The sequence below is a fragment of the Cellulosilyticum sp. WCF-2 genome, from assembly GCF_003990395.1.
In the GTDB taxonomy this organism is placed as follows: domain Bacteria; phylum Bacillota; class Clostridia; order Lachnospirales; family Cellulosilyticaceae; genus Cellulosilyticum; species Cellulosilyticum lentocellum.
Genome location: NZ_CP034675.1, coordinates 4,433,435 through 4,459,255, shown reverse-complemented (window position 1 = coordinate 4,459,255; position 25,821 = coordinate 4,433,435). Strand labels below are relative to the sequence as shown.

The window sequence follows — 25,821 nt, the reverse complement described above, 5'->3', positions numbered from 1 at the left end:
CAATACTGATTGCCGAGTGTTTTACACCCGGCTTTCAGTGCATATAAAGGAGCAGATATTATATGTTAGGAACTGAGTATATAAAGATTCTTGTGGAAGAAATTCATTCTACTACGGTTGCAACCATCGGAGCTGATGGACATCCGCAGACAAGAGTGATTGACATGATGCATTATGATGAAGCGGGTGTATATTTTCTTACTGCAAAGGGGAAAGCTTTTTACGATCAGTTAATGGAGCAGGGATATATTGCAGTGTCTGCCACAAAAGATAAACAGGCGGTTTCACTCAGAGGAAAAATCAAAAATATCGGAAAACAGAATCTTGATATCATGTTTGAAAATAATCCTTATATGAAAGAAATCTATCCTGGAAGTACAAGAGAGGCACTTGAAGTGTTCTGCTTGTATGAAGCACAGGGGGAATATTTTGATATCAGTGATCCATCAAATATTGTCAGAGAAAGTATTGTGATCGGAGAACAAGAGCTTGTTCAGACTGGTTATTTTGTGGGAGACGGATGTATCGGGTGTAAGATGTGTTACAGCGTTTGTCCTCAGAAATGTATCGATATTCTTTCTGTCCCAGCCCAAATAGACCAAAAGCACTGTCTGCATTGCGGCAGATGTGCAGAAAGCTGTCCGAAACAGTGTATCGAGAAAAGAGGCTAAGTATGTTTAAGAAGATTAGAAAAGGACACGTGGACTGGCAACAGTTTTTATGTGGAGTTCCAGCCAGAGATTATATTTTTCAAAAAGCCTCTTATGAGGAACAGATAGAGCAAGCGAACAAGCTTTTAAGAAATGCAGATGCTGTTATTATAGGTGCCGGAGCTGGTGCATCTACAGCGGCAGGAATTCAGTATGGCGGCAAACGATTTACTGAAAATTTCAGTGAGTTTATTAAGAAATATGGATGTCAGTATATGACAGATATGTATGCTGCAGGCTTTTATCCATTTCCTACAGAAGAGGCAAGGTGGGGATACTGGTCAAAGCATGCGCTTTTGAATCGATTTATACCACCGGCACTTCCACTTTATACAGATTTGTTTGAACTGGTGAAGGATAAGGAGTATTTTGTACTGACCACCAATGTAGATCATCAGTTCTGGAAAGCAGGATTCTCCGGGGATAGAATATTTGCAACCCAGGGCGATTATGGAGAGATTCAGTGTCAGAGAGGCTGTCATAAGAAAGTATACGATGGTGAGGAATTATTCCACAAGATGGATGAGGAAAGATTGGACTGTCTGATTCCAACGGAGCTTGTACCTAAGTGTCCTGTATGTGGTGGCAACATGGCTATGCATCTTAGATGCGATAACTATTTTGTAGAGGATGAAAGCTGGCATGAAGCAGCTGACCGATATGCAGACTTTCTTGAAAATATAAAAGGGAAGAAGGTTGTTCTTCTTGAACTCGGAGTAGGTTTCAACACACCGATTATTATTCGATTTCCCTTTGAAAAGATGGTCAGGGAGAATGATGCTTTCAGTCTGATTCGACTGAATATGGATGAAGCAGTAGTGCCAGAAAGCTTTGGAGACAGAGCAATTGGAATCGGTGGAGATATGGCAAAGGCTATTACGGATTTGAGAGGAATGATTTCATGACGCAGGATGAAAGAAGAAAATATTTAATTGAATACTTGCTGAAGGAAGAAATTCGATTCAGAAGGCAGCCGATTCCATCTGATGTTCAGAGCCAGCGAGATTTACTTCGGTCACTTATGAATGTGAGGATGCCAAGACCTATCAGTGATGAATTCCTTCAGATTCAGGATGAGTATCTGCAGGAACGAAATCTGGAACGTGGCATTACTGATGCGGCGGATCTTATTCCTGTAGAATCCGATCAGAGACTTTATATCTGGCAGGGAGATATCACTACGCTTAAGTGTGATGCCATAGTAAATGCATGTAATTCACAGATGCTCGGATGTTTTTCGCCGATGCATTCCTGCATTGATAACTTCATTCACACTTATGCAGGAATTCAGCTTCGCCTTGAAATGGATGAGATCATGGTAAAGCAGGGACACGAAGAAGAAACCGGAAGAGCCAAGATTACATCAGGATATAATCTTCCGGCAAAGTACATCCTGCATACAGTAGGCCCGATTATTCAGTGGGAAGTTACAAAAGAGGATGAAGATTTACTTTCAAGCTGTTACAGGGAATGTCTTCAGCTGGCTGCAGAAACATCAGTAGAATCGATTGCATTCTGTTGTCTGTCTACGGGTGTGTTTCGGTTTCCACAGCAAAGAGCAGCTGAAATAGCAACTGCTACAGTAAAGGAATTTCTTAATCAGGATGACAGAATAAAAAAGGTTATCTTTAATGTATTTAAGGATGAAGATTGGAAGATTTACCATGCTCTGTTGTCTGGTCAGACTGTTTCCTATAGTCAGTAGGCGTGATACCGTATATCTTTTTAAAGCTCCTGCAAAAATGATCTACATTATTAAACCCGGTTTCGGAGGATATTACCGTAATCTTTTTTTCAGTGCCCGAAAGCAGTAGTGCAGCTTGTTTGAGTCTGTATCTGATTAGATAGTTTACAGGTGTTATTTTGATATTATCCTGAAAAAGGTGAAGAGCTGTGCCTTTTCCAATGGCAGCGGATGCTGCAATATCTTCCAAAGCTATATTTTCAGAATAATGAGTATGGATATATTGCATCATCAACTGAAGTCTTGTTCTTGAAATTACAGCAGCTTTATTATCAGATGATTTAAGTGTCAAATTTTCAAGGAGAAGCATCCAGAGCTGCTGGATATGTATCGATACAGCCAGTTCACGATTTAGGTCAGTATCCTGCAGAAAAATTGTGTTCTTAATAAGATCGAGTGCATGTGACTGCCATGCTATATCATCTTGAAAAATAAAATATTCCAGTGTGGAAGACAGGACAGGGCTTACATATTTTTCATATATAAGACTTTCGGCTGGTGCTATAAATGACGGATTAAATAGGAAATTAGGTATGATGGCATCACTTTCAGATTGAAATCTGTGTAATACTCTTGAATTAATCATAATTGCCTGACCGGGAAGAAGCATGAAGTGAGTTGAGCCAATATCACATGAAACCTCGCCACTTTCTACGAATACGAATTCAAATTCATTGTGCCAATGCCAATCTACGCAATGAAAATCATATAAAGCAAGATTTTCATAGTAGTAACTAAAGGGATATGCTTTGTCACCATGAGATACTGTTTCCATTAAGCTGTCATCGGTTTCTATTTTTGTAAATTGATTTGAAAAATCCATTTGTGGCACCTCGTACTTTGATGATATTACGATATATTACAATAAAACTGCAATATATTACAATGAATATTGCATGATTATACAATATAATACAATCAATATTTGAAAGATACAAGGAGCATATATAATGAAAAATTACAAGAAAACTAAAATCGCTTGTTATCTTGGATTTATAACGCAGGCAATAGCAGCTAATTTTGCACCGCTTTTATTTCTTAAGTTCCATACGGATTACAACATATCCCTTGGAAATATTGCACTAATATCAACATGCTTCTTTTTTACACAGCTTGTAGTAGATTTGTTTTGTGCCAAGTTTGTTGATAGGATTGGTTATAGGACCTGTATTGTGGCATCAGAAGTATGCTCGGCACTTGGACTTGTAGGGTTAGCTTTTTTGCCTGATTTACTTTTGAACCCATATACAGGAATAATTATCAGTGTAATTATATATGCAATAGGAAGTGGGTTGATTGAAGTGCTGTGCAGTCCTATCGTTGAGGCTTGTCCTTTTGAGAATAAAGAAGCTACAATGAGTCTTCTTCATTCCTTTTACTGTTGGGGTGCAGTGGGAACAATACTCGTATCAACAGCTTTCTTTGCTATATTTGGAATAGATAGCTGGAAATGGCTTGCAGTCCTCTTAGCAATGGTGCCAGCAATTAATATTTATAATTTTGCAACATGTCCAATAGAATATCTTGTTGAAGATGGTGAAGGAATGAGTATTCCATCTCTCTTTAAGACGCCATTATTTTGGGTTGCTATTATTCTTATGGTATGTTCAGGAGCATCAGAACTTTCTATGGCACAGTGGGCATCTGCATATGCTGAAGCAGCACTTGGACTTAGTAAGACAATGGGAGATCTCATGGGACCGTGTTTATTTGCTGTTGCTATGGGAATCAGCAGAATGCTTTATGGAAAATACGGCGAAAAGGTAAATCTGTCAAAGTTTATGCTTGGTTCAGGAGTTTTGTGTGTATTGTGTTATGTTCTTGCATCGCTTTTTTCAAACCCTATAGTCGGACTAATTGGATGTATATTATGCGGGTTCTCCGTAGGAATTATGTGGCCGGGAACACTTAGTATATCTTCTAAGAAATTTCCAACCGGTGGAACAGCTATGTTCGCGCTTCTTGCTATGGCAGGTGATTTAGGAGGAAGTATCGGGCCTGGTATTGTTGGAAGAGTAACCCAGATGGCAGGTGACAATATCAGAACAGGTATGACGGTTGGTCTCATCTTTCCGGTGGTGCTTGTTGTTGGTCTTTTGTTTTTTGACAAAATGAAGTCCAGATAATCTGGTTTAGAATTTATAACGAAAGTGTGATAAGATGACAAAACAAATCATTCTTGAGACAAAAACAGAAGATGACTTAATAGATATCACATTAGCGATGATTGATTTACAGGTGCCGATATTGTACGAACCAAGGTATACAGATTTTGGATATGAGAGTTGTTTTATGTGTAATGAAAATTTACAAATAAGGATTGTGACTACAAATAAAAATTAACAACAATACGAGGTGGAAAAATAATGGAATTCAAATGGATTAATGAAGGAAGAGTAAAAACAGAAGGAAACCGGATTGAAATCGAGGCTCCCGCACAGAGTGACTTTTTTTGCAATAACGGAGCAATCAGCGAGGAAGGTATCACACCAGAAACATTGTGTAATGCACCATTTTATTACACAGAGATAGCAGGTGATTTTGTGATGAAAGTTAAGGTTTCTCATGATTTTAAGGATACTTATGATTCTTCTTCCGTTATGGTTATGAAGGATATGCAAAACTGGGCTAAAGCATGTTTTGAAAAAACTGATTTTGGAACGCATGCTGCGGTTAGTGTCGTAACAAAGAATGGAGAGTCAGATGACGCTAATGGCTGCAATATTGAAGGGAACGCTGCCTGGTTACAAGTGACAAGATGTGGTCAGTCTTTCGCTTTTCATTATTCAACAGATGGCGAAAGCTTTTATATGATGCGATTCTTTAATATGTCCGTGGGAGAAGTAGTAAAGGTCGGATTATTAGCTCAGGCACCTACAGGAAATGGCGGTGTGAGAACATATGAGAATCTGACTATCGAGCAGGTGACAGTAAAGAATATACGATTTGGAGAATAATAATTTTAGTTCATATGATGTTATTCATCAAATTGTAATTTTATCGTAACAAAGGCAAGTGAAACTTTCAGTCTTCCGGTGAGATTGAAAGCGCGCATGAATTTGAATTTGTGGAGGATTTGACGATGGGAAAGGAACTGTCGGAAATGACGCTGGCCGAATTGTGGGAATTGTTTCCCATCTTTCTTGTTCAGCACGATGATAAGTGGAAAAACTACTACAAGGAGATTGAAGCCTCAATAATGGACCAGTTGCCAGACTATCCTGTTGAAAGGATTAGTCACATTGGAAGTACAGCGATACAGGGCATATGGGCGAAGAACATTGTTGATGTGATGGTTGAGATTTCTGAAAAAGCCGACATGGAAGAACTGGCACATGTTATGGAGCGGAATGGTTTTATCGGAATGTCCGCTGAAACAAACCGGATTTCACTCAATAAAGGGTATACCAAAGAAGGCTTTGCGGATAAGGTTTATCACATTCATCTCAGATATACCGGAGATAATGATGAACTGTATTTCCGCGACTATCTGAACGAGCATCCGCAGGTCGCAAAGGATTATGAATCTTTGAAGCTGGAATTATGGAAGAAATATGAACATGACAGAGACGCATATACCGATGCAAAGACTGAGTTCATTCGCAAGTGGACAACAGAAGCCCGCAGAATATATGGCGACAGATACTGACAAATTTCAGTTTATCGTGGAAATAAGATTGGTCCATATTCATTATAGAAGGAATCTTTTCGGCTACATAGAGTGTTGTATTTTGTTTCCGAAACCCTATTAATAGGTATGGAAACATTTTAAAAAAGGGGAATCTTGTTTTGTAGGGATTTTGTAGGGAATCTGTAGTATCATTGTAGGGGACTTGACACTTTTATTGTGATTTTGCCTGTGATAATATTATCATAGACAAATGAGACATGAAACGCAGATGCGGTAGCTCATTTGTTTCTCTTTTGCAAAAGAATACGGACTAAATATGAAGCGTCAGCTCATCATCGAAAGGTGGTGGGTATGGCGCTTTTTTCATGTCCGAAAATCAGATGACGATCTGAAAGAACAATACTGGAATAGGAAAGAGAGGAAAAAATGGATTACGAAACATTCAAACAGGAAATGACAGAGGATCTGAAGCAGAGGCTTTACGAGAGAGGCATTGAGGATGTTGAGATGAGCTTTCACAATGTTGAAAAAGCAAATCAGAACTACGAGTCCTTGACAGTGCGTCAGGAAGGAAGCAATGTTGGAGTCAACTTCAATATTGAGGGTGCCTTTGCTGAATATGAGCACACCGGAGACTATGCAGGTGTTCTTGCGGAATCAACACACGCTATCATGCAGGGACTTGAGAATGTCCCTTCTGTTGATACGTCCGAGCTTACCAATTATGAAGCAATGAAGGAAAAGCTCTCCATTGAAGTGATTTCTGCTGAAACAAATGCAGAGCTGCTTAAAAAGATTCCTCATGAAAGCATGGAGGACATGGCGGTTGTTTATCGTTTTGTGCTTGAGAGCAATGATGCCGGCAGAGCATCCATTCTGGTAACCAATGACATGATTGATCACATGGGAGTGACTCATGAGCAGCTGAAAGCAGATGCTCTGGAGAACGCACCGGAAATCAGACCGGCGGTTATCCAGGGTATGAGCGAGGTCATGAGAGAGATGATGGGACCGGAAGCATTTGAGATGTTTGGTCTTCCCGAGGAGCAGGAGGAAATGATGTATATTGCAACGGTTCCGGATAAGAACTCCGGGGCGGGGGTGCTTGCTTATCAGGATTTTATGGACCAGGCAGCTGAGAAGCTTGGTGGAGACTTCTATATTCTCCCCTCATCGATTCATGAAATTCTGTTGGTACCTGATAACGGAGACAAAGCTGCAGATGATCTGAGAGATATGGTAAGGGAAGTCAATGCTACCCAGGTAAGTCCTGCGGAAAAGCTTACTGACAACGTGTACCATTATGATTCCAAGGAGCATATCTTTGAACTTGCGGAGAAATTTGAAGCAAGACAGCAGGAAAAAGCCGAGGCTCAGATTGATGAGAAATCGGAGGAGCACGGTTCTGTGTTAAAGGATCTAAAGGATAAGCAGAAGGAAGTTGCAGCAAAGACTCCCATAAGGGATGCAGCCGAAAAGGCAGCAAAAGCAAAGGGCGGGGAAGCCCTCTAAAACAATCATAAGGTGTCAGCTTATGGCAATTGCCATAGGTCTGGCACTTTTTTGATGGAAAGGCAAGGCAATACAATGTCAGGAGCATATATTGAGAAAAACAGAACAGGGGCGAAGCCACCGGTCAGCCATCCGCAAAACTGTAAAGAGGAATGTCCTTATGGGTATGATAAAGCATTTTGTTTTCCGTGTTACAAAAAGCTGATGGAAGAGATGCGAAGCAAAAGAAAGGGATAGCCATGGGATTTGATTACTTTTATGAAGATCAGTCCCAGCAGTTTGCTTTTTACCGGATACCGAAGGTCCTTTTTACTGATGCAAGGTTTCAGGGAATATCCACGGAAGGAAAGGTATTGTACGGACTGTTACTGGACCGTGTATCGCTTTCCAGGGATAATGGCTGGATTGATGAGGAGGGACGGGTATATATCATTTTCACCCTGACTTCCATCCGGGAAGCAATGAACTGTTCCGAAAAATCAGCAATCAAGTATCTTGCGGAGCTGGAAGAGTTTGGGCTGATAGAGCGCATAAAGCAGGGACTGGGAAAGCCGGCATTGATCTATGTGAAGAATTTCTTAGACCAGCAGAATTTACAGGTCAAGGCCTGTAAAGATTACAGGTCTGGTACTGTAAAAGTTACAGGTCAGGACCTGTATAATCTACAGCCTAATAATACTAATAACAATAATACTGAATATAGTGATACTTATCCTATCCTATCCGGGGATGAGGAGCGGATGGGATATGAAGCTTACCTTAGGGAACAGCTGGAAATATCAGTCTTAAAGAGCAGGTATCCATATGATTCCGATATGATTGAAGGCATTCTGGAGCTTATGCTGGACATTTTGTGTTCCAGGAGAAAGATGATCCGGATAGCCGGAGATGACAAACATGCAAATGTGGTAAAGGGAAGATTCATGAAGTTAAACATGGGACATATTGAGTATGTGATGGACTGTGTCCGGGAGAATACCACGAAAGTCCGCAGTATTAAGCAGTATCTGCTGGCTGCATTGTATAACGCACCGGCTACAATGGACGGCTATTATCGTGCGGAAGTTAATCATGATATGGCCACAGGAAAAATATAGACCAGGAGGGATTGGTTAAATTGAATGATACAGAATTTATTTTGGGCCGTTTGGAAAAGATAGCGGCAAATCTGGAAGAGATTGTCAGTATTCTGGCACCGGAGCAGTCGGCAATCTATGTGGATGCATCGCAGCAGGTGAATTTCATCGGGATGGAAGATGCAATGGCAATTCTGGACGGCTTTGGAAAGAACAGTGCTTCCGAGATGATAGGGAAGACGGATTACATTTTTGTCTATGATGCAAGAAAGAAGCTGCTCATTGACGGAGAGGCATATGTGCCGGCCGGATATCTTGTGATGAAATCGGATTATGGATTACAGGGGCTTAACGAGAGCGATATTAGTGCAGTCATGTCAGAGCTTAGAAGCAGAAGCTGTACACTTGCACTCGGGCAGTACCGGATCCAGAGCTACAGGCTGGGATAGGAGGTTTCTATGAATAACAAACCATGGGCTTATGTTACGTCTGCATGGAGCGCGGATCGAACTAAAGCCAAAAGATCTGCAAAGAGATATTGCAGGAAACTGTATGAAGCAGGCTACACACCGATCTGCCCGTTACTGTCATTGCCGGAGGTAATAGACGTAAGCAATGCAGATGAATATAAGGATTATCTGGATATGTCAGAGGATATGCTGAGACGTTCCAGAATTCTTGTGGTTTGTGGAGCCGCCGTAAATGAAACGGTGCTTACGGATATTGCGATTGCAAATCGCTTTCACGTGGCATCATCCACCATGAGGGGAGTCCTTGGTGTGGATAAGAGCAGAAAAGAAGAATAGATACATGGAAGGAAGTGAGAAAGCTGGTACATGAAGAAGTAAGCAAGGAGGCTGCGGACAAGTCCATCCGCATTGCTGTCAGAGTATCCAAACCTACGCTGAAATTGTTTATGAAAGCACTAAGTACAGTGGTAGGAAAGCCAACAAAAGCGGTCGGTAAGGCAGTGGGTGAAAAAATCCATCCGACAAAAGGAAAGCAGTCAATCAAGACTCTGGTTCGTCAGGGCCAGGGAGTCTCGTCCATTCCGCTTGCTGATGAAGGGCTTAAGGATTTTCAGAAGATCGCCAAAAAGTATGGAGTTGATTTCGCAGTCGTAAAGGACAAGAAAGCGGATCCTCCGGTATATACCATATTCTTCAAAGCAAAGGATATGGATGTGATTACAAAAATCTTGCAGGATTATGCAGATAAGCAGGTGAAGAAGGGGTCAAAGGAGCGCCCGAGTGTTCTTGAGAAACTGAAGAAATTCAAGGAGATTGTGGCAGCGATTCCAAGGAAAGTGGCAGAGAAAAAGAAGGAGAAGGTGCGATGAATATGAAACAGATAAAAAAGCAGCTGATCCTGAACATTCCCTATATTGTTCTGGGACTGGCTGCTACCAATCTGGGAGAAATGTGGCGGCTGGCGGTAGGTGCCAATGCGTCTGAGAAAGTACAGAGCATTGTACTGGATGGGCTGATTGCAAAGGCATTTTCCAATCCGTTGCCAAGTTTATACCCAACAGATCTGCTGGCAGGTATTGCCTGTGGTGCAGCGCTCAGGCTGGCAGTGTATCTGAAAGGGAAAAACGCAAAAAAGTTCCGGCATAATGAGGAGTATGGCTCTGCCAGATGGGGAAAGCATGCAGATATCGAGCCTTTTGAGGATCCGGTGTTTGCAAACAATGTAATTCTGTCCCAGACAGAGCGGATCACCATGAGCAGCAGACCGAAAATTCCGAAATACGCCAGAAATAAGAATGTTCTGGTGGTTGGTGGTTCAGGTTCCGGTAAGACGAGGTTTTTTATCAAGCCAAATCTTTTGCAGATGCATTCATCCTATGTAGTGACCGATCCGAAGGGTGGTCTGGTCAATGAAGTAGGAAATGCCCTGTATAAGAACGGGTACCGGATGAAGGTGTTTAATATCATCAATTTTACAAAATCAATGCATTATAATCCATTTGCCTATCTCCATTCTGAGAAGGATATTCTGAAACTTGTGACAACACTGATTGCCAACACAAAAGGGGAGAGCAAAGGCGGAGACGATTTCTGGCTGAAAGCAGAGACACTGCTTTACACCGCATTGATTGGGTACATCCATTATGAGGCTCCGGAAGAGGAGCAGAATTTTTCTACCCTGCTTGAAATGATCAATGCAATGGAAGTCCGGGAGGATGATGAAGAGTTTAAGAATCCGGTGGATCTGATGTTTGAGGAACTTGCAGAGCAGAACCCGGACCATTTCGCAGTAAGGCAGTATGCCAAGTATAAGCTGGCAGCCGGAAAAACAGCCAAGTCCATTCTGGTTTCCTGTGGTGCAAGACTGGCACCCTTTGATATCAAGGAACTCAGGGATCTGACAGCCTATGATCAGCTGGAGCTGGATACCCTGGGAGATGAGAAGACAGCGCTGTTTCTGATTATGTCAGATACGGATGGCACCTTCAATTTCCTGATTTCCATGATTTATACGCAGATGTTCAATCTCCTTTGTGAGAAAGCAGATGATGTGTATGGGGGAAGACTTCCGGTACATGTGCGATGCCTTATCGATGAGGCGGCCAATATCGGGCAGATCCCGAATCTGGAAAAGCTGGTGGCAACCATCCGAAGCAGGGAAATATCGGCATGCCTGGTATTGCAGGCAAAGTCACAGCTTAAGGCAATCTATAAGGATAATGCAGATACCATCATCGGAAATATGGATTCCCAGATTTTCCTTGGTGGTACCGAGCAGACAACCTTAAAAGACCTGAATGCAATTCTTGGAAAAGAGACCATCGATATGTACAATACCGGACAGTCGAAGGGTTCCCAGGAAAGCTACAGCATGAATTATCAGAAGCTGGGCAAGGATTTGATGACAATGGATGAACTGGCGGTCATGGACGGCTCGAAATGTATCGTGCAGGTCCGTGGTGTAAGACCATTTCTGTCCGACAAGTATGATCTGACGCAGCATCCGAATTACAGGCTGACGGCAGATTATGACAAGAAGAACTATTTTGATGTGGTGAAATTCTTAAGCCACACACTGAAACTGAAAGCAGATGATGAATACGAAGTCATCGACTTAACAGAGTAATCAGCTCTTACCATCCGGCGATAAAGGCCGGAAGATAGGGGCTTTTTATTATGCCTGGAAACGGGCGATATGCGCGCATAGCCGGATGCCACTGCAGGGGATCCGGCACGTAACTGTAAACTGCCTCCATGGTCGGGGCAAAGGAATGAATATATCACGAAAAAAAATTTTGGAGGAACTGAAACATGGCATTTTTTCAGAGCGCAGTAGGAACATTACAGACACTTGTAATCGCACTTGGAGCAGGTCTTGGAATCTGGGGTGCAATCAACCTTATGGAAGGATACGGCAACGATAACCCGGGCGCAAAGTCCCAGGGAATGAAGCAGCTCATGGCCGGCGGCGGTGTGGCTCTTATCGGTACTACCCTTGTACCTTTACTTTCCGGTCTTTTCTAAGAGACAGCGTGGCAGGACCACGCAGAAAAACTAAATAGCAGACAGCGGATCCGGTAGACCGGAGAAGTGGAGATCTGTGCAGACACACGGGTCAGGGCAGAGTGCTCTGGCCCTTCATCAATCAAGAAAGAATATGGAGGATTTATATTATGGCATTTTTTCAGAGCGCAGTAGGAACATTGCAGACACTTGTAATCGCACTTGGAGCAGGTCTTGGAATCTGGGGTGCAATCAATCTTATGGAAGGATACGGTAACGATAACCCGGGTGCAAAGTCCCAGGGAATGAAGCAGCTTATGGCCGGTGGCGGTGTTGCCCTTATCGGTACCACTCTTGTACCTTTGCTTTCCGGTTTGTTCTAAATCAGATTCTGGTTTTGGGGCAGGGAGAAACCCTGTCCCGGAGGAAAGGAGGAAATAATTGAACAGCATAATTCAGCAGATTACTGACTGGCTGAAAGGACTGCTTGTATCAGGTATCATGAATAATCTCACCAACACATTTTCCTCTGTGAATGACCAGGTGGGGCAGATTGCAACAGAGGTAGGACAGACTCCCAGCAGTTTTCTGCCGGCGGTATTCAATATGGTCAGGAACCTGTCAGAAACGGTAATCATGCCGATCGCGGGTATTCTTTTGACCTTCATAGCCTGCTATGAGCTGATACAGCTGATAATCAGTTATAACAATCTGGCAAGCTTTGAGACATGGTTTATCTTTAAGTGGATCTTTAAGACTTTTGTGGCAGTAGAGCTGATCACACACACCTTTGATATCACGATGGCGGTATTTGATGTATCGCAGAGCGTGGTAAGCCGGGCCGGAGGCATTATTCAGGGAAGCACGGCAATTGATGCAAGCACCCTTGCGACAATGCAGACCACACTGGAAGCAATGGATTTGGGACCACTGCTTGGGATATTCTTACAGTCGTTTGTTGTGCAGTTCCTTATGTATATACTGGCAGCAATCATTTTCGTCATCATCAACGGACGAATGGTGGAGATTTATCTTATGGTCAGCCTTGCACCGATTCCGTTTGCGACCTTTGGAAACAGGGAGCAGAGCATGATGGGACAGAATTATGTAAGAAGCCTGTTTGCACTTGGATTCCAGGGATTTCTGATCATGGTATGTGTGGGAATCTACGCAGTCCTGATTCAGTCGGTAGCATTTAACGCAGATATCATTGGCTCGCTATGGAGGGTTATGGGCTTCACCGTTTTGTTAGCCTTTACCCTGTTTAAGACGGGAGCAGTAGCAAAGAGCATACTTCATGCTCATTAAGGAGGAAGATTATGGCAGCATCTTATATCAGTGTCCCGAGGGACCTGACAAAAGTAAAAAGCAAGGTGATGTTCAATCTGACAAAAAGACAGCTGATCTGTTTTGGTCTGGCGGCTCTCATTGGAGTACCGTCCTTCTTTTTGCTCAAAACAGTAGTGAAAGTCAATACGGCAGTTATGGGGATGATGGTGATTATGATGCCATTCTTTTTCCTTGCCATGTATGAGAAGAACGGTCAGCCGCTGGAGGTCATTTTGAGTCACATGATACAGGCAATCTTTAAGAGGCCGAAGATACGTCCGTATATGACGGACAATTATTATGATGCGCTTTTGCGCCAGGCAAAAGCAGAAAAGGAGGTAGAAAACATTGTTCGATTTTCGCAAAAAGAAAAATCAGGAAAACAGAAAGTTCACAATGCCGGAAGGGCTGACCAGGGACGAGCAGAAAGCGGTAAAGGAAGCCATAAAAAAGGCCAGGAAAAATGATGGCACGCCAAGAACTGCACAGCAGAGCATACCGTTTGACAGAATGTTTCCGGATGGTATTTGCAGGGTTGGACTTGATTATTATACAAAGACCATCCAGTTTCAGGATATCAACTATCAGCTGGCACAGCAGGAGGACAAGACGGAGATCTTTGAGGAATGGTGTTCTTTCTTAAACTTTTTCGACAGTTCCATCAACTTTCAGTTATCCTTCAATAACATGGCAACGGATGTTTCTGATTTTGAGAAGAGCATTGCCATTGCACATAAGAAAGATGGATTTGATGATGTCCGGGATGAGTATTCAGAAGTGCTCCTGCATCAGATGGAGGCTGGCAATAACGGTCTTACCAAGACAAAATACTTAACCTTCGGAATTCATGCTGAATCCATGAAAACTGCAAAGCCGAGGCTCATTCATATTGAGACGGATATTCTCAATAACTTCAAAAGGCTGGGAGTAAGGGCAAAGACCTTAAACGGAAGTGAAAGACTGGAACTGATGCACAGACAGTTTCATATGGGAGATGATGCAAAATTCCATTTTGACTGGAAGTATCTGGCGGGATCCGGACTTTCCGTAAAGGATTTCATTGCACCGAGCAGCTTTGCTTTTCCAACCGGAAGATATTTTCAGATGGGAGACATGTATGGATGCATGAGTTTCTTATCCATCGATGCATCGGATATCAGCGACAGGCTGCTTGCAGATTTCCTTTCCATGGAATCCAGCCAGATTGTGACCATGCATATCAAGTCGGTAGACCAGAATGAGGCAATCAAGACCATCAAGCATACCATTACGGAGCTTGACCGAAGCAAGATCGAGGAGCAGAAAAAGGCAGTCAGGGCCGGTTATGATATGGATATCATTCCGTCCGACCTTGCAACCTATGGCAAGGATGCCAAGGCATTGTTAAAGGAGCTGCAGTCACAGAATGAGAGAATGTTTCTTCTGACATTTCTTGTGATGAATACCGGAAGGACAAAGCAGGAGCTTGAAAACAATGTATTTCAGGCGGTTTCCATCGCACAGAAACATAACTGCAATCTGGTCAGACTGGATTACCAGCAGGAGCAGGGGCTTATGAGTACGCTGCCGCTTGCAAGCAATCTGATTGAGATCCAGAGGGGGATGACCACATCAAGTACAGCGATTTTTGTTCCATTCACTACCCAGGAGTTATTTCAGAATGGAAAAGAGGCTTTGTATTATGGTCTGAATGCACTTTCCAACAACATGATCATGGTAGACAGAAAGAAGCTAAAAAACCCCAATGCCCTGATTCTTGGTACACCGGGTTCAGGTAAGTCCTTCAGTGCAAAGAGGGAAATTGCCAATGCGTTCCTTGTTACGGATGATGACATCATCATATCCGATCCGGAGTCAGAGTATTCTCCTCTGGTGGCAAGGTTTGGAGGACAGGTGATTAAGATCAGCCCGACTTCTGACCAGTATATCAATCCAATGGATATCAACATGAACTACTCGGATGATGATAACCCGATTGCCCTTAAGGCAGATTTCATTCTGTCTTTGTGTGAGCTGATCGTAGGAAATAAGGAAGGACTTAGGCCGGTTGAGAAAACGGTCATCGACAGATGCATCCGTCAGATTTATCAGAAGTATTTTGAGAATCCGGGACCGGAGAATATGCCAATACTTGGAGATCTGTATCAGGCACTCTTAAACCAGGATGAGCCGGAAGCAAAGCACGTGGCAACAGCCCTTGAAATCTATGTATCCGGTTCCTTAAATGTCTTTAATCACAGAACCAATGTGGAGCTTACAAACCGCCTGGTATGTTATGACATCAAGGATTTAGGTAAGCAGCTTAAGAAGATTGGCATGCTTGTGGTTCAGGACCAGGTATGGGGAAGGGTAACCGAAAACCGGAGCCAGGGCAGATCCACCAGATATTACATGGATGAGATGCACCTTCTGCTCCGTGAGGAACAGACGGCTGCCTATACGGTGGAGATCTGGAAGCGTTTCAGAAAGTGGGGAGGAATTCCCACCGGTATTACCCAGAATGTCAAGGATTTGCTGGCATCCAAGGAAGTGGAGAACATTTTCGAGAACTCTGACTTTATCTATATGCTGAACCAGGCAGTAGGTGACAGACAGATTCTTGCCAGACAGCTTAATATTAGCCCTCACCAGCTTTCGTATGTAACACATTCGGGAGAAGGCGAAGGGCTTTTATTCTATGGCAATGTTATTCTGCCATTTGTGGACCGCTTCCCTGCAAATACGGAACTTTACCGTATCATGACAACCAGATTGTCAGAGGTAACAGAAGCAAAGAAGGAGCAGTCAGCGTAAGCGGCTGTTTCTTCGGAAAGGTTAGATATGCATGAATGAAGAAAAATATACCAGGGAGAAGGTGGAGAAGTCCGCCAAAAACAAGCGGGTGGAGCCGGAGAATAAGACGACACAGAAAAAGCATGCAGATAAGCTGAAAAATGAGACCTCAGCGGGTGAGAGCTATCGCAAGAAGCTCCGTTATGGGAAAAAGGATACCAGTCTTACTCCGGAAGAGGAAAAGAAACTTCGCAAGATAAAAAAACAGGGGCGGAAGAGAATCTACAAGGAGACGGCTGCGGCAGAATCCATTCGGAAAGCCGGGATCCAAAACGAGGATGAAAACGTGGGAACAGAAGCCATGGATCAGGCAGTCGGTCTGGCAATGGCCGGAAGTGCAGAGGCAAGGAGTTATGCCCGGGATATCAGGAAAAGCAATTATGGTAAAAAGCTTCATGCCAGAAATGAACATCTGGATGCGGTACAGGGTGCCAAGGGAGCAAAAGAAGCGGGTGAGGCAGGCGAAAGCACCATGTCCGCTACGGTTAAGGCAACAAGAAAAAAGCTGATGCAGAGAGAATTTGCGGAAGCTGCCGCAAAGAAACAGGCTGCAGAGGCGGCAAACGGCATCGGAAGTATCGGCAAGAGATTCACCGACAAGGCAGAAGACCTGATGGGAAGACTTGCAGAATGGATCAGGGAATTTTTACAGGACCATCCTATGCTGCTGGTGATTGCTTTGGTAGTTCTGATTGTGGTTCTGGTAATCTCCGGAGCATTATCATCCTGTTCCATGATGGCAGGCGGAGTGAACACTACCACAATTACTACTTCCTTTACGGCAGAGGATTCAGACATTCTGCAGGTGGAAGCAGATTATGTGGAACTGGAAGCAGATTTGCAGGAAACCATAGACAATATCGAAACAGACCATCCGGGGTATGATGAGTACAATTATTCCCTTGCGGAGATCTCCCACAATCCGTTTGAACTGGCGGCACTGCTTACGGTGCTTTATGAGAATTACACCCCTTCCCAGGTGCAGTCCATGTTGCAGACCATTTTTGATTACCAGTATACGCTGACCATGACGGAAGTGGTGGAGACCAGAACGAGAACGGAGACCAGGTGGCATTATGTGACATATTACCGGGATGAAGAAAGAATCGGGTACCGGATGGTAAACGGAAAATTGGAGTCTTATACCTATACGGTTTCGGTTCCTTATCAGGTTTATGAATCCTATCAGGTCGAGGTGGAATATGATTATTACATTCTCAATACCACACTGACCAATCATGGTATTTCCGCGGCAGTAAATGCCCTAAATCTTACGGAAGACCAGATGCAGCGGTATATGATCCTTCTTGAAACAAGAGGAAATAAGCCGGACATCTTTGGGGATAACGTGTATGCCAATCCGGGAGTATCCGAGGAGTATGAGAATTATGCGGTACCGGGAGAATATCTGACAGACCAGCAGTTTGGCAGGATGCTTAATGAAGCGGAAAAGTATCTCGGTTATCCGTATGTATGGGGAGGCTCTTCCCCAAGCACAAGCTTTGACTGTTCCGGGTTTGTAAGCTACGTCATAAACAACTGCGGAAACGGATGGAATTATGGAAGACTTACGGCCAACGGATGGAAAAATGCGACAGCAAGAGTGGCTGCTTCCGATGTGAAGCCGGGTGACCTGGTATTCTTTCAGGGAACCTACAACACACCCGGTGCATCCCATGTGGGAATCGTGGTAGATCCGGTAAATAAGATTATGGTTCATTGTGGAAACCCTATTCAGTATGCATCCTATGACACGGCATACTGGAGGGCACACGCGTACTGCTATGGCAGGATTCAGTAACAATAATTTCAGCGCTCCTTCCGGGGGCGCTTTTTGAATGGAGGAAAGGAAATGTACGCAAGATTAGACAAGCTCCGTGAAGATCTGCAAAAGGCAATCGCAAAGAGAGATGAAGCGGAGAAAAAGGTGAAGCAGCTGCAGGCGAAGCTCAAGGAAGAGGAAAACCAGCAGATTGTGAGTGATGTTGCATCCTACAATTTATCTCCTGAACAGCTGGCGCAGTTCTTACAGCTGGCAGGCAGCGGAAAATTGCAGGAATTGTTAAATGGTCAGGTAAAAATGCCTGAACCTGTAACCATGAATCATGCCGGGGATAAGCCGGCGGAGGATGAGGAAAATCTGTTTGATGAGAATGAGGAGGATGATCAGGATGAAGATAACTAAGATGATGAAGAAATTCGTATCAGGAGTGCTTGTTGGAATAGCCGCATTAGTGGGATTTGCACCACTTACTGTGTTTGCACAGGGAAAAGAAGCGGAGTGTATCTGTGAGGAAAAATGTACGGAGGACCGCATCAATGAGGACTGTGAAGTCTGTATCTATGATTACCATTACTGTGAAGGGAAGGAAGCAGAAAAGGAACCGGAAGAGGAAAACTATGGCCCGCTTACCCCTGATGGAAACATGAACCTGGTAGATGACTATGGTTCTTTTGAAGCCGGCGGCAAGCAGTTCATTACGGTGACTACGAAATCCGGTAACTTCTTTTATATCATCATTGATCGTGATGATAAGGGAACCGAGACTGTACACTTCTTAAATCTGGTGGATGAATCGGATCTTCTGGCCTTAATGGAAGAAGAGGAAGTGGAAGCATATATGGCATCCCAGGGTATGACCGGGACTGAGGAACAGCCATCGGAACCGGAAACAACCGTAGAGGAAGTAAAGGAAGAGCCGAAGGAAGAGGAAGCGGAACCGGAAACCCAGAAGAAAAGCCCGAATGTGACAGGAATCATGGGAGTAATCCTTATTCTGGCATTAGGCGGTATTGGAGGATTTATGTACTTTAAGTCCGGAAAGGCAAAGAAAAAGCAGGATATACCGGATCCAGATATGGATTATCTGGACGATGACGACGAGGATTATCTGGATGCACTGGATGAGGAGCTGGAAGAGGAAGACCTTTCAGAGGAGGAAGACGATGGCGAAGAAGAGTAGATATCTTGGATATGCAAAAGGAGTCCTGAAGATTGGGAATAAGAAAAGAAGGACTTCCACAAAGGAATCCGTGCTGACAAGACTGAAAAAATTAAGGGATAAGGACTTTTCCATGACCATCCCTGTTGCAGAAGGAAACCCGGATGAACATTAGCGGGATCCGTCCAAGGCAGGGCTTTTATGATTCTGTCATACCACAGGAACCTGAAAAAGAGAAGGTGTACAAACTGAATCAGGTGGCTATCCGTTTGGTGGATATGCCACCTCTTTTAAGTGATACTCCGATGGATGGACCGGAAGCAGCTGTTAAGGTCATGGCAGATATGCTGAAGGACTATGACAGAGAGGTTGTGGCAATCGTAAATCTACAGTCAGACGGGCGGCCTATCAACATGAACGTGGTAAGCATGGGAGCACTGGACCAGTCAGTCGCGCATCCGAGGGAAATCTTTAAGAGCACGATCCTGTCAAATGCAGCTTCCATAATGCTGGTTCATAACCATCCGTCAGGAAGACTGGTGCCAAGTACGGAGGACATTGTTCTTACGGACAGGGTAAAGCAGTTAAGTGACCTGATCGGGGTCAGGTTTTTAGATCATGTCATTGTCGGACCGGGAAAGGATTACTATTCCTTTCACCAGAAGGAGCAAATGCCGCTGTCTTCGTTAACACTGACGAAGGAATTGAATGATATTGAATTGGAGGGATTTAGAGTGGCGGAAAATACGGTACAAAAAGAAGCAAAGATGACTGCAACGCTTACTGTTGCGGAATGCAGCGAATTTCATTCGATGGGGGAAGAGCATAACGGCATCAAGACTGTTAAGGAAGCGATGGAGATATTTGAAAGCATTCCTCCGGAGCGCATGAATGGCATACCGGCGATTGGAGTGCGTGTGGCAAATGAAGAGGCACCGGAGCTGTTTAGCGAGATTGATATTTTTAATGGCAAAAGGTTTGACATGGAGACTTTATCCTATGTGCCTGAGATCAGAAACAACTGGGATGCACAGAAACTGATTGCGGAGCTGATCCATGCATATCCGGAAGCGGAAATTGTGGGAGAGATCCCAGAGGGAGTACAGAAGAAAATTCAGTTCATTGAGTCCAGGGAGAAACAGGCCGACCAGTTAAAGGCTGTAACTGACCAGCTGGAGAAAGGCGTTGTGGAGGTATTTCAAAGCGATAAATACAAACAGTTTCTGGACACAATGGCGAAATTTCCCCGATATTCCGTAAACAATTCCATTCTGATCATGATGCAGAGACCGGATGCAAGTCTCTGTCAGAGTTTTACCGGATGGAAAGAGATGGGAAGGTATGTAAAAAAGGGAGAGAAGGGTATCAGTATCCTTGCCCCCGCACCATACAAGATTGAGAGGGAACAGACCAGACTGGATGATAAGGGAAAGCCAGTGCTTGATGCAGACGGGGAGCCGGTAATGGAAAAGGTGGAAGTAACCATCCGTGCCTTTAAGGTGGTGAAGACGTTTGACGTATCACAGACAGACGGGAAGGAACTACCCTCCATAGGACCTGATGAACTGGTTGGAAGTATTGAAGGATATCCGAAGCTTTTGCAGGCTTTACAGGAAATCAGTCCGGTACCTGTTACTTTTGAGCAGATCGATGGGGAAGCGAAGGGTTTTTATCACCAGGAAGATAAGAGAATTGCCATTCAGGATGGAATGAGTGAGGTTCAGACAATCAAGACTCTGCTTCACGAAATGGCGCACCAGAAGCTTCATGATAAGGATGCAGTGGCAGCTGCAGATCATGTATCAAGGAATGGAAAAGAGGTAGAGGCCGAGAGTGTGGCATATGTTGTGTGCCAGCATTACGGTATCAACACTTCTGACTATTCCTTTTCTTATGTGGCTGGCTGGTCCGAGGGAAAGGAGACCCCTGAGTTAAAGAGTTCACTCGACAAAATCCGACAGACCGCAGCGGATTTCATTTACCAGATTGACCAGAAGCTTCAAGTGTTACAGGCAGATAGGGAGCAGGGTTTTATTCCGGTGGTTCCGGATTCTCAGGAAGAAGTGCCAAACCCGGATCTTAAGGTTGCGGTGGATAAGGCGCTGGAAAATCTGGACAAGAAGCGCACGCAGGCGAAAAAGAAAACTTCTGTCAAGTCCAGGATCAAGGAAAAAGCAGAAAAGTCAGAAACTACACCGAAGAAAACCAGGACATCAAAAACGAAGGAGGAAAGAGCGTGACACAGAAAGAATTCAATGATGTGGTAGTCAGCCAGACAGAACGTTGCAAATCCTTGTTAACTGCTAAGGGAAGCGAGTATGCACCCAAAGCAGCAAAAGGAACCAGTGCAGACCGGCTGGCTCATTTTAAGAAAGCGGCAGTTGTGATGAATTCCACACCAAAGTCAGCTCTCATGGGGATGTTATCAAAGCATCTGATTTCCGTATCAGATATGTGTACGGATGACAAAAGCTTTCCCAAAGAGCAATGGGATGAGAAAATCACCGACAGTATCAATTATCTGCTGATTCTCCGTGCCATTGTGGAGGAGGAGACGCATGAGGAAGATTGAAGTAAAAATATTAAATCCGGAATCCTTTGATCAGGCAGAGAAACTGATGGTATGTGCAGCGAGACTGACACAGAGAGGCCATCAGATTTCCTGCCTGAATGATTTTATGGAGCTTTATGAAAAGCCGTACCAGAGATCCACGGTGGCAAATCTTGTAAAACTGCCACATCCAACGATTCAGAAATTCGGCATCATCAACGTGGTCATCGTGGGAGCTTCCAGAAGATTCCTGGCACAGATAACCAGGCACCAGAACGAAGTGAAGTATATGTCAGCGAGTCTTCAATACAGTGATTATTCCGGTGTTGAAGATTTTGTGGTTCCCTATGATCTTCTGGGTACCCGACAGGAAGCGGATTATCTGGAACAGTGCAAAAAGTCCATGAAGAATTATCAGGAACTTGTAACATCCGGTATTGATAATGATTCTGCCGGATATCTTGCCCCACAGGGAATGCGGAACATTCTATTGGTCAGTGCCACTCCCTATCAGTGGAAGCATATGATCCACCAGAGAACATGCAGAAGAAATACCAAGGAAACGAGGTATGTGATGCTGAAAATCTGGGAGCAGCTGATAGGGCAAAATGCGGAACTTTTTTCTGACTGTGGACCATTCTGTATGAATGGAGGCTGTGAGGAAGGAAAAATGACTTGTGGCAGGAGCATCCCACAGAACCTGTCACCTGCAGAGATCATTCGTGTGGATTTTCCGAAGCTGGATGAGAGTATGGTCTTTGAGGAAGGAGTAACGGATGAAGATACGGTTGATTGATTTTGGAGGCAAAAGTCCGGAGAGAGCGCATGCCAATGACGCCGGAGCGGATGTATTCAGTCCAAGAAATGAAGTGATTTGTCCGGGACAGATCTGCAAGATGCCCCTGGGTTTTGGTCTAAGAATACCGGATGGATTTGCCGGATATATCTTTCCAAGGAGCGGGTTAAGCGCACAGGGAATCGTGTGTGAGCTGCCGCCCATTGACTCCGGCTATGCAGGAGAAGTCCATGCCATCATTTCCAATGTAAGCAAAAAAGAATATGAGATCAAAGCCGGTGACAAGATTGGGCAGCTTGTAATCATGCCTTTTCTGATTCCGGAGTTTACCTTTGAGGAATGGAAGGAACGGGGAACCGGAGCTTTTGGTTCAACCGGAAGATAAGAAATGGAGGAAACAGATGAAGTTAGTGATTGCAGAGAAACCTTCCGTGGCACAGTCCATTGCGAAGGTAATCGGAGCAGAGAAAAGAGAGGATGGATATCTGGAGGGAAACGGGTATCTGGTCAGCTGGTGTGTTGGCCATCTGGTGGAGCTTGCTTCCCCGGAGTCCTACGATGAAAGGTATGAGAAGTGGAGATATGAGGATCTTCCGATTCTGCCTAAGGACTGGAATTACCAGATTGCAGATGCTACCAGAAAGCAGTTTGGGATTCTGAAAAAGTTAATGGAGCGTGATGATGTCACAGGGCTGGTGGAAGCTACCGATGCCGGCCGTGAAGGAGAATTAATCTTCCGTCTGGTATATCATCAGGCAAAATGCAAAAAGCCATTCGAGCGCCTATGGATTTCTTCTATGGAAGACCAGGCAATCTCGGATGGCTTTTCTAATTTGAAAGATGGGAAGGAATACGATGATCTCTATACTGCGGCACTTTGCAGAGAGCGGGCAGACTGGATTGTAGGGATGAATGCCACAAGACTGTTTTCCACTCTGTACGGACAGACCCTGAATGTGGGCCGGGTGATGACACCAACCCTTGCCATGATTGTGGAGAGGGAAGCAGAGATTGAGGGATTTAAGCCGGAACCGATTTACAGACTGTCAATTAAGAGCGCCGGAATTGTGGCAACATCTGACCGGTTTGAAAACAGGCAGGATGCGGAGAATGTCCTGAATCGTCTCAAAGAAGAAAAGACGGCATTGGTAACGAAGCTGGAAACCATAGACAAACAGGAAAAGGCACCACAGCTTTACAGTCTGACTGCACTGCAGAGAGATGCCAACCGGTTTCTGGGATTTACGGCACAGCAGACTCTGGATTACACCCAGAGCCTTTATGAAAAAAAGCTGGTGACATATCCCAGAACAGACAGCCGATTTTTGACAGAAGACATGGAAGGAATGCTTCCCCATCTGGTGGATAAGCTGGTATGGAAGTTCGGATATACCAGACATGTTCCCCTCCATGCAAAACAGGTAATCGATAATAAAAAGGTCAGCGACCATCATGCAATTATTCCCACCGTGAATGTGGCGGATGCCGAATTTGGGCAGCTGCCATCCGGGGAACAGAAGATCTTAAGTTTGATTACGGCAAGATTCATTTCTGCCCTGGGAGATGCGGAAGTCCGGAGTGAGACGGAGCTGGAATTTACCTGTGCGGATATGGTGTTTAAGGCAAAAGCAAAAGTTCTGAAGGAAAAAGGATGGAGAGATATCCAGGACTGGATCATGGGCAGTAATGCAGAGCGTGCAGATTCCGAAAATGACGAAGAGGAACAAAGTGGGAATGCTGACTTACTGGCATATATCGCTGCCCTGACAAAAGGAAAATCTTATCCATTACAGGATCCAAAACTGGAAGAGGGCAAGACGACACCAAAGAAGCATTTCACAGAAGACAGCCTGCTTTCGGCAATGGAGAGAGCCGGGGTGGATGAGATGCCGGATCAAGTGGAGCGTAAGGGAATAGGAACATCTGCAACGAGAGCAGCTACCATTGAGAAGCTTGTGCGTATCGGCTTTGTGGAGAGAAAAGGAAATAAGAAGACCAAGTATCTGATTCCGACACATAAGGGAGTAGCGCTGATCACAGTGATGCCTGAGCAGATCCAGTCACCATCCATGACCGCGGAGTGGGAACAGAAACTGCTTGATGTGGAAAAGGGAATCTATGCAGACTCATCTTTTATGGACGAGATTGAGGAAATGATTACCGACCTTGTGAAGAATTACAAAATCATTGAAGATGCAGAAGTGCTCATGCATCCGGCTTTGGAAGAAATCGGGACATGTCCCTGTTGTGGCCGACATGTGATAGAAAAGCAGAAAGGATATTTTTGTGAGGATCGTGGATGCAGTTTTGTTCTCTGGAAACAGAACCGTTTCTTTGAAGCACTTGGAAAGAAAATGACAAAGCAGACAGCATCAAAGCTTTTGCATGATGGGAAGGTGGAGCTGAAAGGATGCAAGTCACAGAAGACAGGAAAGACTTATGATACCACGGTTGTGATGTCGGTTGATGAGAACAAAAGAGCAGTGTTCCAGCTAAGTTTTGAGAAGGGAGAAGGCAAGAATGGAAAAAGCAAAAACAAGAAAGATTAAGAAATGGGATGAGGTCCATGGAGAGTACGAGGTGGAAGTTTCAGAGGATATAGGCGGCGGCAGTCCGGAGGAAGCCGCCGGTGCAGGACCGTCCATCAGCAGAAATCCGATGAAGGGCATTGAGGATATGGTGGAGCAGAATGACAACAACCTTGATGGTGTGATCAACAATGTAAAGGTAGAGCCTGCAGTCGGCACTCTTGAAATCATCCCGGATGATAAGAAATCGGTTTTGGAAAAATTGAAGGAACAGAGTAAACAGGTAACGCCTCCGATACCTGTTCCGGAAAGAAAGCCGGTACCGGGATGCTGCTTTGAAAGGGAGATCACCGGATGGTAGAGAGATCCAAGTACATTCATATCCGTGTCACACCGGAGGAAGTTGACCGGATTAAGGAGCGGATGGAGGAAGCCGGTATCAGGAGCATGACCGCATATCTGTTACGGATGGCACTCAATGGTTTTGTGATCGTGATGGATCTTTCTGACCTGAAGGAGATTCTCAGACTGTTGCAGATATCCGGGAATAATCTGAATCAGTACGCAAAGAGAGCGAATGAAACCGGAAGCATCTACCGGGAAGACATCGAGGAACTGAAAAACAACCAGAAAGAGATTTTGCAGGAAATGCGAAAGATGCTTGATAAGCTGACTGCAATTATGTAAGGCAGGTGAG

29 protein-coding genes are annotated in these 25,821 nt (G+C 44.3%); 28 read left to right on the top strand and 1 reads right to left on the bottom strand.

Annotation, left to right across the window (positions count from 1 at the left end; all coding sequences use genetic code 11):
* The first annotated feature begins 62 nt into the window (after window positions 1-62).
* From EKH84_RS20320 to EKH84_RS20310, 3 genes are read left to right on the top strand one after another with little or no spacing between them, the layout of a single operon-like run.
* The gene (locus tag EKH84_RS20320; RefSeq protein ID WP_127067703.1) at window positions 63-671 is read left to right on the top strand and encodes a 4Fe-4S binding protein; all 609 of its coding nucleotides are present in this window, start codon (window positions 63-65) and stop codon (window positions 669-671) included.
* Window positions 672-673: 2 nt separating this feature from the next.
* Entirely contained in the window at window positions 674-1,615 is a 942-nt protein-coding gene (locus tag EKH84_RS20315; RefSeq protein ID WP_127067702.1) for a Sir2 silent information regulator family NAD-dependent deacetylase, read from the top strand.
* Window positions 1,612-2,415 (top strand): protein-ADP-ribose hydrolase, encoded by an 804-nt coding sequence (locus EKH84_RS20310; RefSeq protein WP_127067701.1) that lies wholly within the window; start codon window positions 1,612-1,614, stop codon window positions 2,413-2,415. The genes EKH84_RS20315 and EKH84_RS20310 overlap by 4 nt, the downstream gene beginning before the upstream one ends.
* Here EKH84_RS20310 and EKH84_RS20305 read toward each other — a convergent pair.
* The gene (locus EKH84_RS20305) at window positions 2,348-3,277 is read right to left on the bottom strand and encodes a helix-turn-helix transcriptional regulator (protein ID WP_127067700.1); all 930 of its coding nucleotides are present in this window, start codon (window positions 3,275-3,277) and stop codon (window positions 2,348-2,350) included. The two genes, EKH84_RS20310 and EKH84_RS20305, sit on opposite strands and share 68 nt — an antisense overlap.
* Before the next feature lie 127 nt (window positions 3,278-3,404).
* On the opposite strand from EKH84_RS20305, the gene EKH84_RS20300 reads away from it, so the two are divergent.
* From EKH84_RS20300 to EKH84_RS20185, 25 genes are all read left to right on the top strand, one after another.
* Window positions 3,405-4,580: an MFS transporter gene (locus EKH84_RS20300; RefSeq protein WP_127067699.1), complete on the top strand. Its 1,176-nt coding sequence runs from the start codon at window positions 3,405-3,407 to the stop codon at window positions 4,578-4,580.
* A gap of 240 nt (window positions 4,581-4,820) precedes the next feature.
* Window positions 4,821-5,411 carry a DUF1349 domain-containing protein gene (locus EKH84_RS20295; RefSeq protein ID WP_127067698.1) on the top strand — a complete coding sequence of 197 codons (591 nt, stop codon included), beginning with the start codon at window positions 4,821-4,823 and terminating at the stop codon, window positions 5,409-5,411.
* A 125-nt stretch (window positions 5,412-5,536) separates the two neighbouring features.
* The gene (locus EKH84_RS20290) at window positions 5,537-6,103 is read left to right on the top strand and encodes a GrpB family protein (RefSeq protein WP_127067697.1); all 567 of its coding nucleotides are present in this window, start codon (window positions 5,537-5,539) and stop codon (window positions 6,101-6,103) included.
* Between the two features lie 408 nt (window positions 6,104-6,511).
* A complete protein-coding gene (locus EKH84_RS20285) occupies window positions 6,512-7,597 on the top strand; it encodes a DUF5688 family protein (protein WP_127067696.1) in 1,086 nt (361 codons plus the stop codon).
* A 239-nt stretch (window positions 7,598-7,836) separates the two neighbouring features.
* The gene (locus EKH84_RS20280) at window positions 7,837-8,694 is read left to right on the top strand and encodes a DUF6017 domain-containing protein (RefSeq protein WP_127067695.1); all 858 of its coding nucleotides are present in this window, start codon (window positions 7,837-7,839) and stop codon (window positions 8,692-8,694) included.
* Window positions 8,695-8,714: 20 nt separating this feature from the next.
* Window positions 8,715-9,122 (top strand): hypothetical protein, encoded by a 408-nt coding sequence (locus EKH84_RS20275; protein ID WP_127067694.1) that lies wholly within the window; start codon window positions 8,715-8,717, stop codon window positions 9,120-9,122.
* Window positions 9,123-9,131: 9 nt separating this feature from the next.
* Window positions 9,132-9,479, top strand: coding sequence for a DUF7768 domain-containing protein (locus tag EKH84_RS20270; RefSeq protein WP_127067693.1), 348 nt, complete (start codon window positions 9,132-9,134; stop codon window positions 9,477-9,479).
* Between the two features lie 14 nt (window positions 9,480-9,493).
* The gene (locus EKH84_RS20265) at window positions 9,494-10,012 is read left to right on the top strand and encodes a PcfB family protein (RefSeq protein ID WP_127067692.1); all 519 of its coding nucleotides are present in this window, start codon (window positions 9,494-9,496) and stop codon (window positions 10,010-10,012) included.
* A complete protein-coding gene (locus EKH84_RS20260) occupies window positions 10,009-11,769 on the top strand; it encodes a VirD4-like conjugal transfer protein, CD1115 family (protein WP_127067691.1) in 1,761 nt (586 codons plus the stop codon). The genes EKH84_RS20265 and EKH84_RS20260 overlap by 4 nt, the downstream gene beginning before the upstream one ends.
* A 185-nt stretch (window positions 11,770-11,954) precedes the next feature.
* Window positions 11,955-12,167 (top strand): Maff2 family mobile element protein, encoded by a 213-nt coding sequence (locus EKH84_RS20255; protein WP_058351257.1) that lies wholly within the window; start codon window positions 11,955-11,957, stop codon window positions 12,165-12,167.
* 149 nt (window positions 12,168-12,316) lie between these two features.
* Window positions 12,317-12,529, top strand: coding sequence for a Maff2 family mobile element protein (locus tag EKH84_RS20250; RefSeq protein WP_058351257.1), 213 nt, complete (start codon window positions 12,317-12,319; stop codon window positions 12,527-12,529).
* Between the two features lie 58 nt (window positions 12,530-12,587).
* Entirely contained in the window at window positions 12,588-13,454 is an 867-nt protein-coding gene (locus tag EKH84_RS20245) for a VirB6/TrbL-like conjugal transfer protein, CD1112 family (protein ID WP_127067690.1), read from the top strand.
* 11 nt (window positions 13,455-13,465) lie between these two features.
* Entirely contained in the window at window positions 13,466-13,942 is a 477-nt protein-coding gene (locus EKH84_RS20240) for a PrgI family protein (RefSeq protein WP_127067689.1), read from the top strand.
* Entirely contained in the window at window positions 13,872-16,268 is a 2,397-nt protein-coding gene (locus tag EKH84_RS20235) for a VirB4-like conjugal transfer ATPase, CD1110 family (protein ID WP_127067688.1), read from the top strand. The genes EKH84_RS20240 and EKH84_RS20235 overlap by 71 nt, the downstream gene beginning before the upstream one ends.
* Before the next feature lie 31 nt (window positions 16,269-16,299).
* Entirely contained in the window at window positions 16,300-18,108 is a 1,809-nt protein-coding gene (locus tag EKH84_RS20230; RefSeq protein ID WP_127067687.1) for a C40 family peptidase, read from the top strand.
* Window positions 18,109-18,159: 51 nt separating this feature from the next.
* Window positions 18,160-18,492 (top strand): DUF4315 family protein, encoded by a 333-nt coding sequence (locus tag EKH84_RS20225; RefSeq protein ID WP_058351253.1) that lies wholly within the window; start codon window positions 18,160-18,162, stop codon window positions 18,490-18,492.
* Window positions 18,479-19,270, top strand: coding sequence for a DUF4366 domain-containing protein (locus tag EKH84_RS20220; protein ID WP_190283417.1), 792 nt, complete (start codon window positions 18,479-18,481; stop codon window positions 19,268-19,270). Before EKH84_RS20225 ends, EKH84_RS20220 begins: the two co-directional genes overlap by 14 nt.
* A complete protein-coding gene (locus EKH84_RS22290) occupies window positions 19,254-19,424 on the top strand; it encodes a hypothetical protein (RefSeq protein WP_190283416.1) in 171 nt (56 codons plus the stop codon). Before EKH84_RS20220 ends, EKH84_RS22290 begins: the two co-directional genes overlap by 17 nt.
* Entirely contained in the window at window positions 19,414-21,489 is a 2,076-nt protein-coding gene (locus tag EKH84_RS20215; protein ID WP_127067685.1) for a JAB domain-containing protein, read from the top strand. Before EKH84_RS22290 ends, EKH84_RS20215 begins: the two co-directional genes overlap by 11 nt.
* Window positions 21,486-21,821, top strand: a complete 336-nt coding sequence (locus EKH84_RS20210; protein ID WP_243118620.1) for a hypothetical protein — start codon at window positions 21,486-21,488, stop codon at window positions 21,819-21,821. Before EKH84_RS20215 ends, EKH84_RS20210 begins: the two co-directional genes overlap by 4 nt.
* Complete coding sequence (locus EKH84_RS20205) at window positions 21,808-22,596, top strand: FAD-dependent thymidylate synthase (RefSeq protein ID WP_127067684.1); 789 nt, start codon at window positions 21,808-21,810, stop codon at window positions 22,594-22,596. The genes EKH84_RS20210 and EKH84_RS20205 overlap by 14 nt, the downstream gene beginning before the upstream one ends.
* A complete protein-coding gene (locus tag EKH84_RS20200) occupies window positions 22,577-22,981 on the top strand; it encodes a dUTP diphosphatase (RefSeq protein WP_127067683.1) in 405 nt (134 codons plus the stop codon). The genes EKH84_RS20205 and EKH84_RS20200 overlap by 20 nt, the downstream gene beginning before the upstream one ends.
* A gap of 16 nt (window positions 22,982-22,997) precedes the next feature.
* Window positions 22,998-25,145, top strand: a complete 2,148-nt coding sequence (locus tag EKH84_RS20195) for a type IA DNA topoisomerase (RefSeq protein WP_127067682.1) — start codon at window positions 22,998-23,000, stop codon at window positions 25,143-25,145.
* Window positions 25,117-25,485 carry a DUF4316 domain-containing protein gene (locus tag EKH84_RS20190; protein ID WP_127067681.1) on the top strand — a complete coding sequence of 123 codons (369 nt, stop codon included), beginning with the start codon at window positions 25,117-25,119 and terminating at the stop codon, window positions 25,483-25,485. Before EKH84_RS20195 ends, EKH84_RS20190 begins: the two co-directional genes overlap by 29 nt.
* Complete coding sequence (locus EKH84_RS20185; RefSeq protein WP_127067680.1) at window positions 25,479-25,811, top strand: plasmid mobilization protein; 333 nt, start codon at window positions 25,479-25,481, stop codon at window positions 25,809-25,811. Before EKH84_RS20190 ends, EKH84_RS20185 begins: the two co-directional genes overlap by 7 nt.
* Window positions 25,812-25,821: the final 10 nt, after the last annotated feature.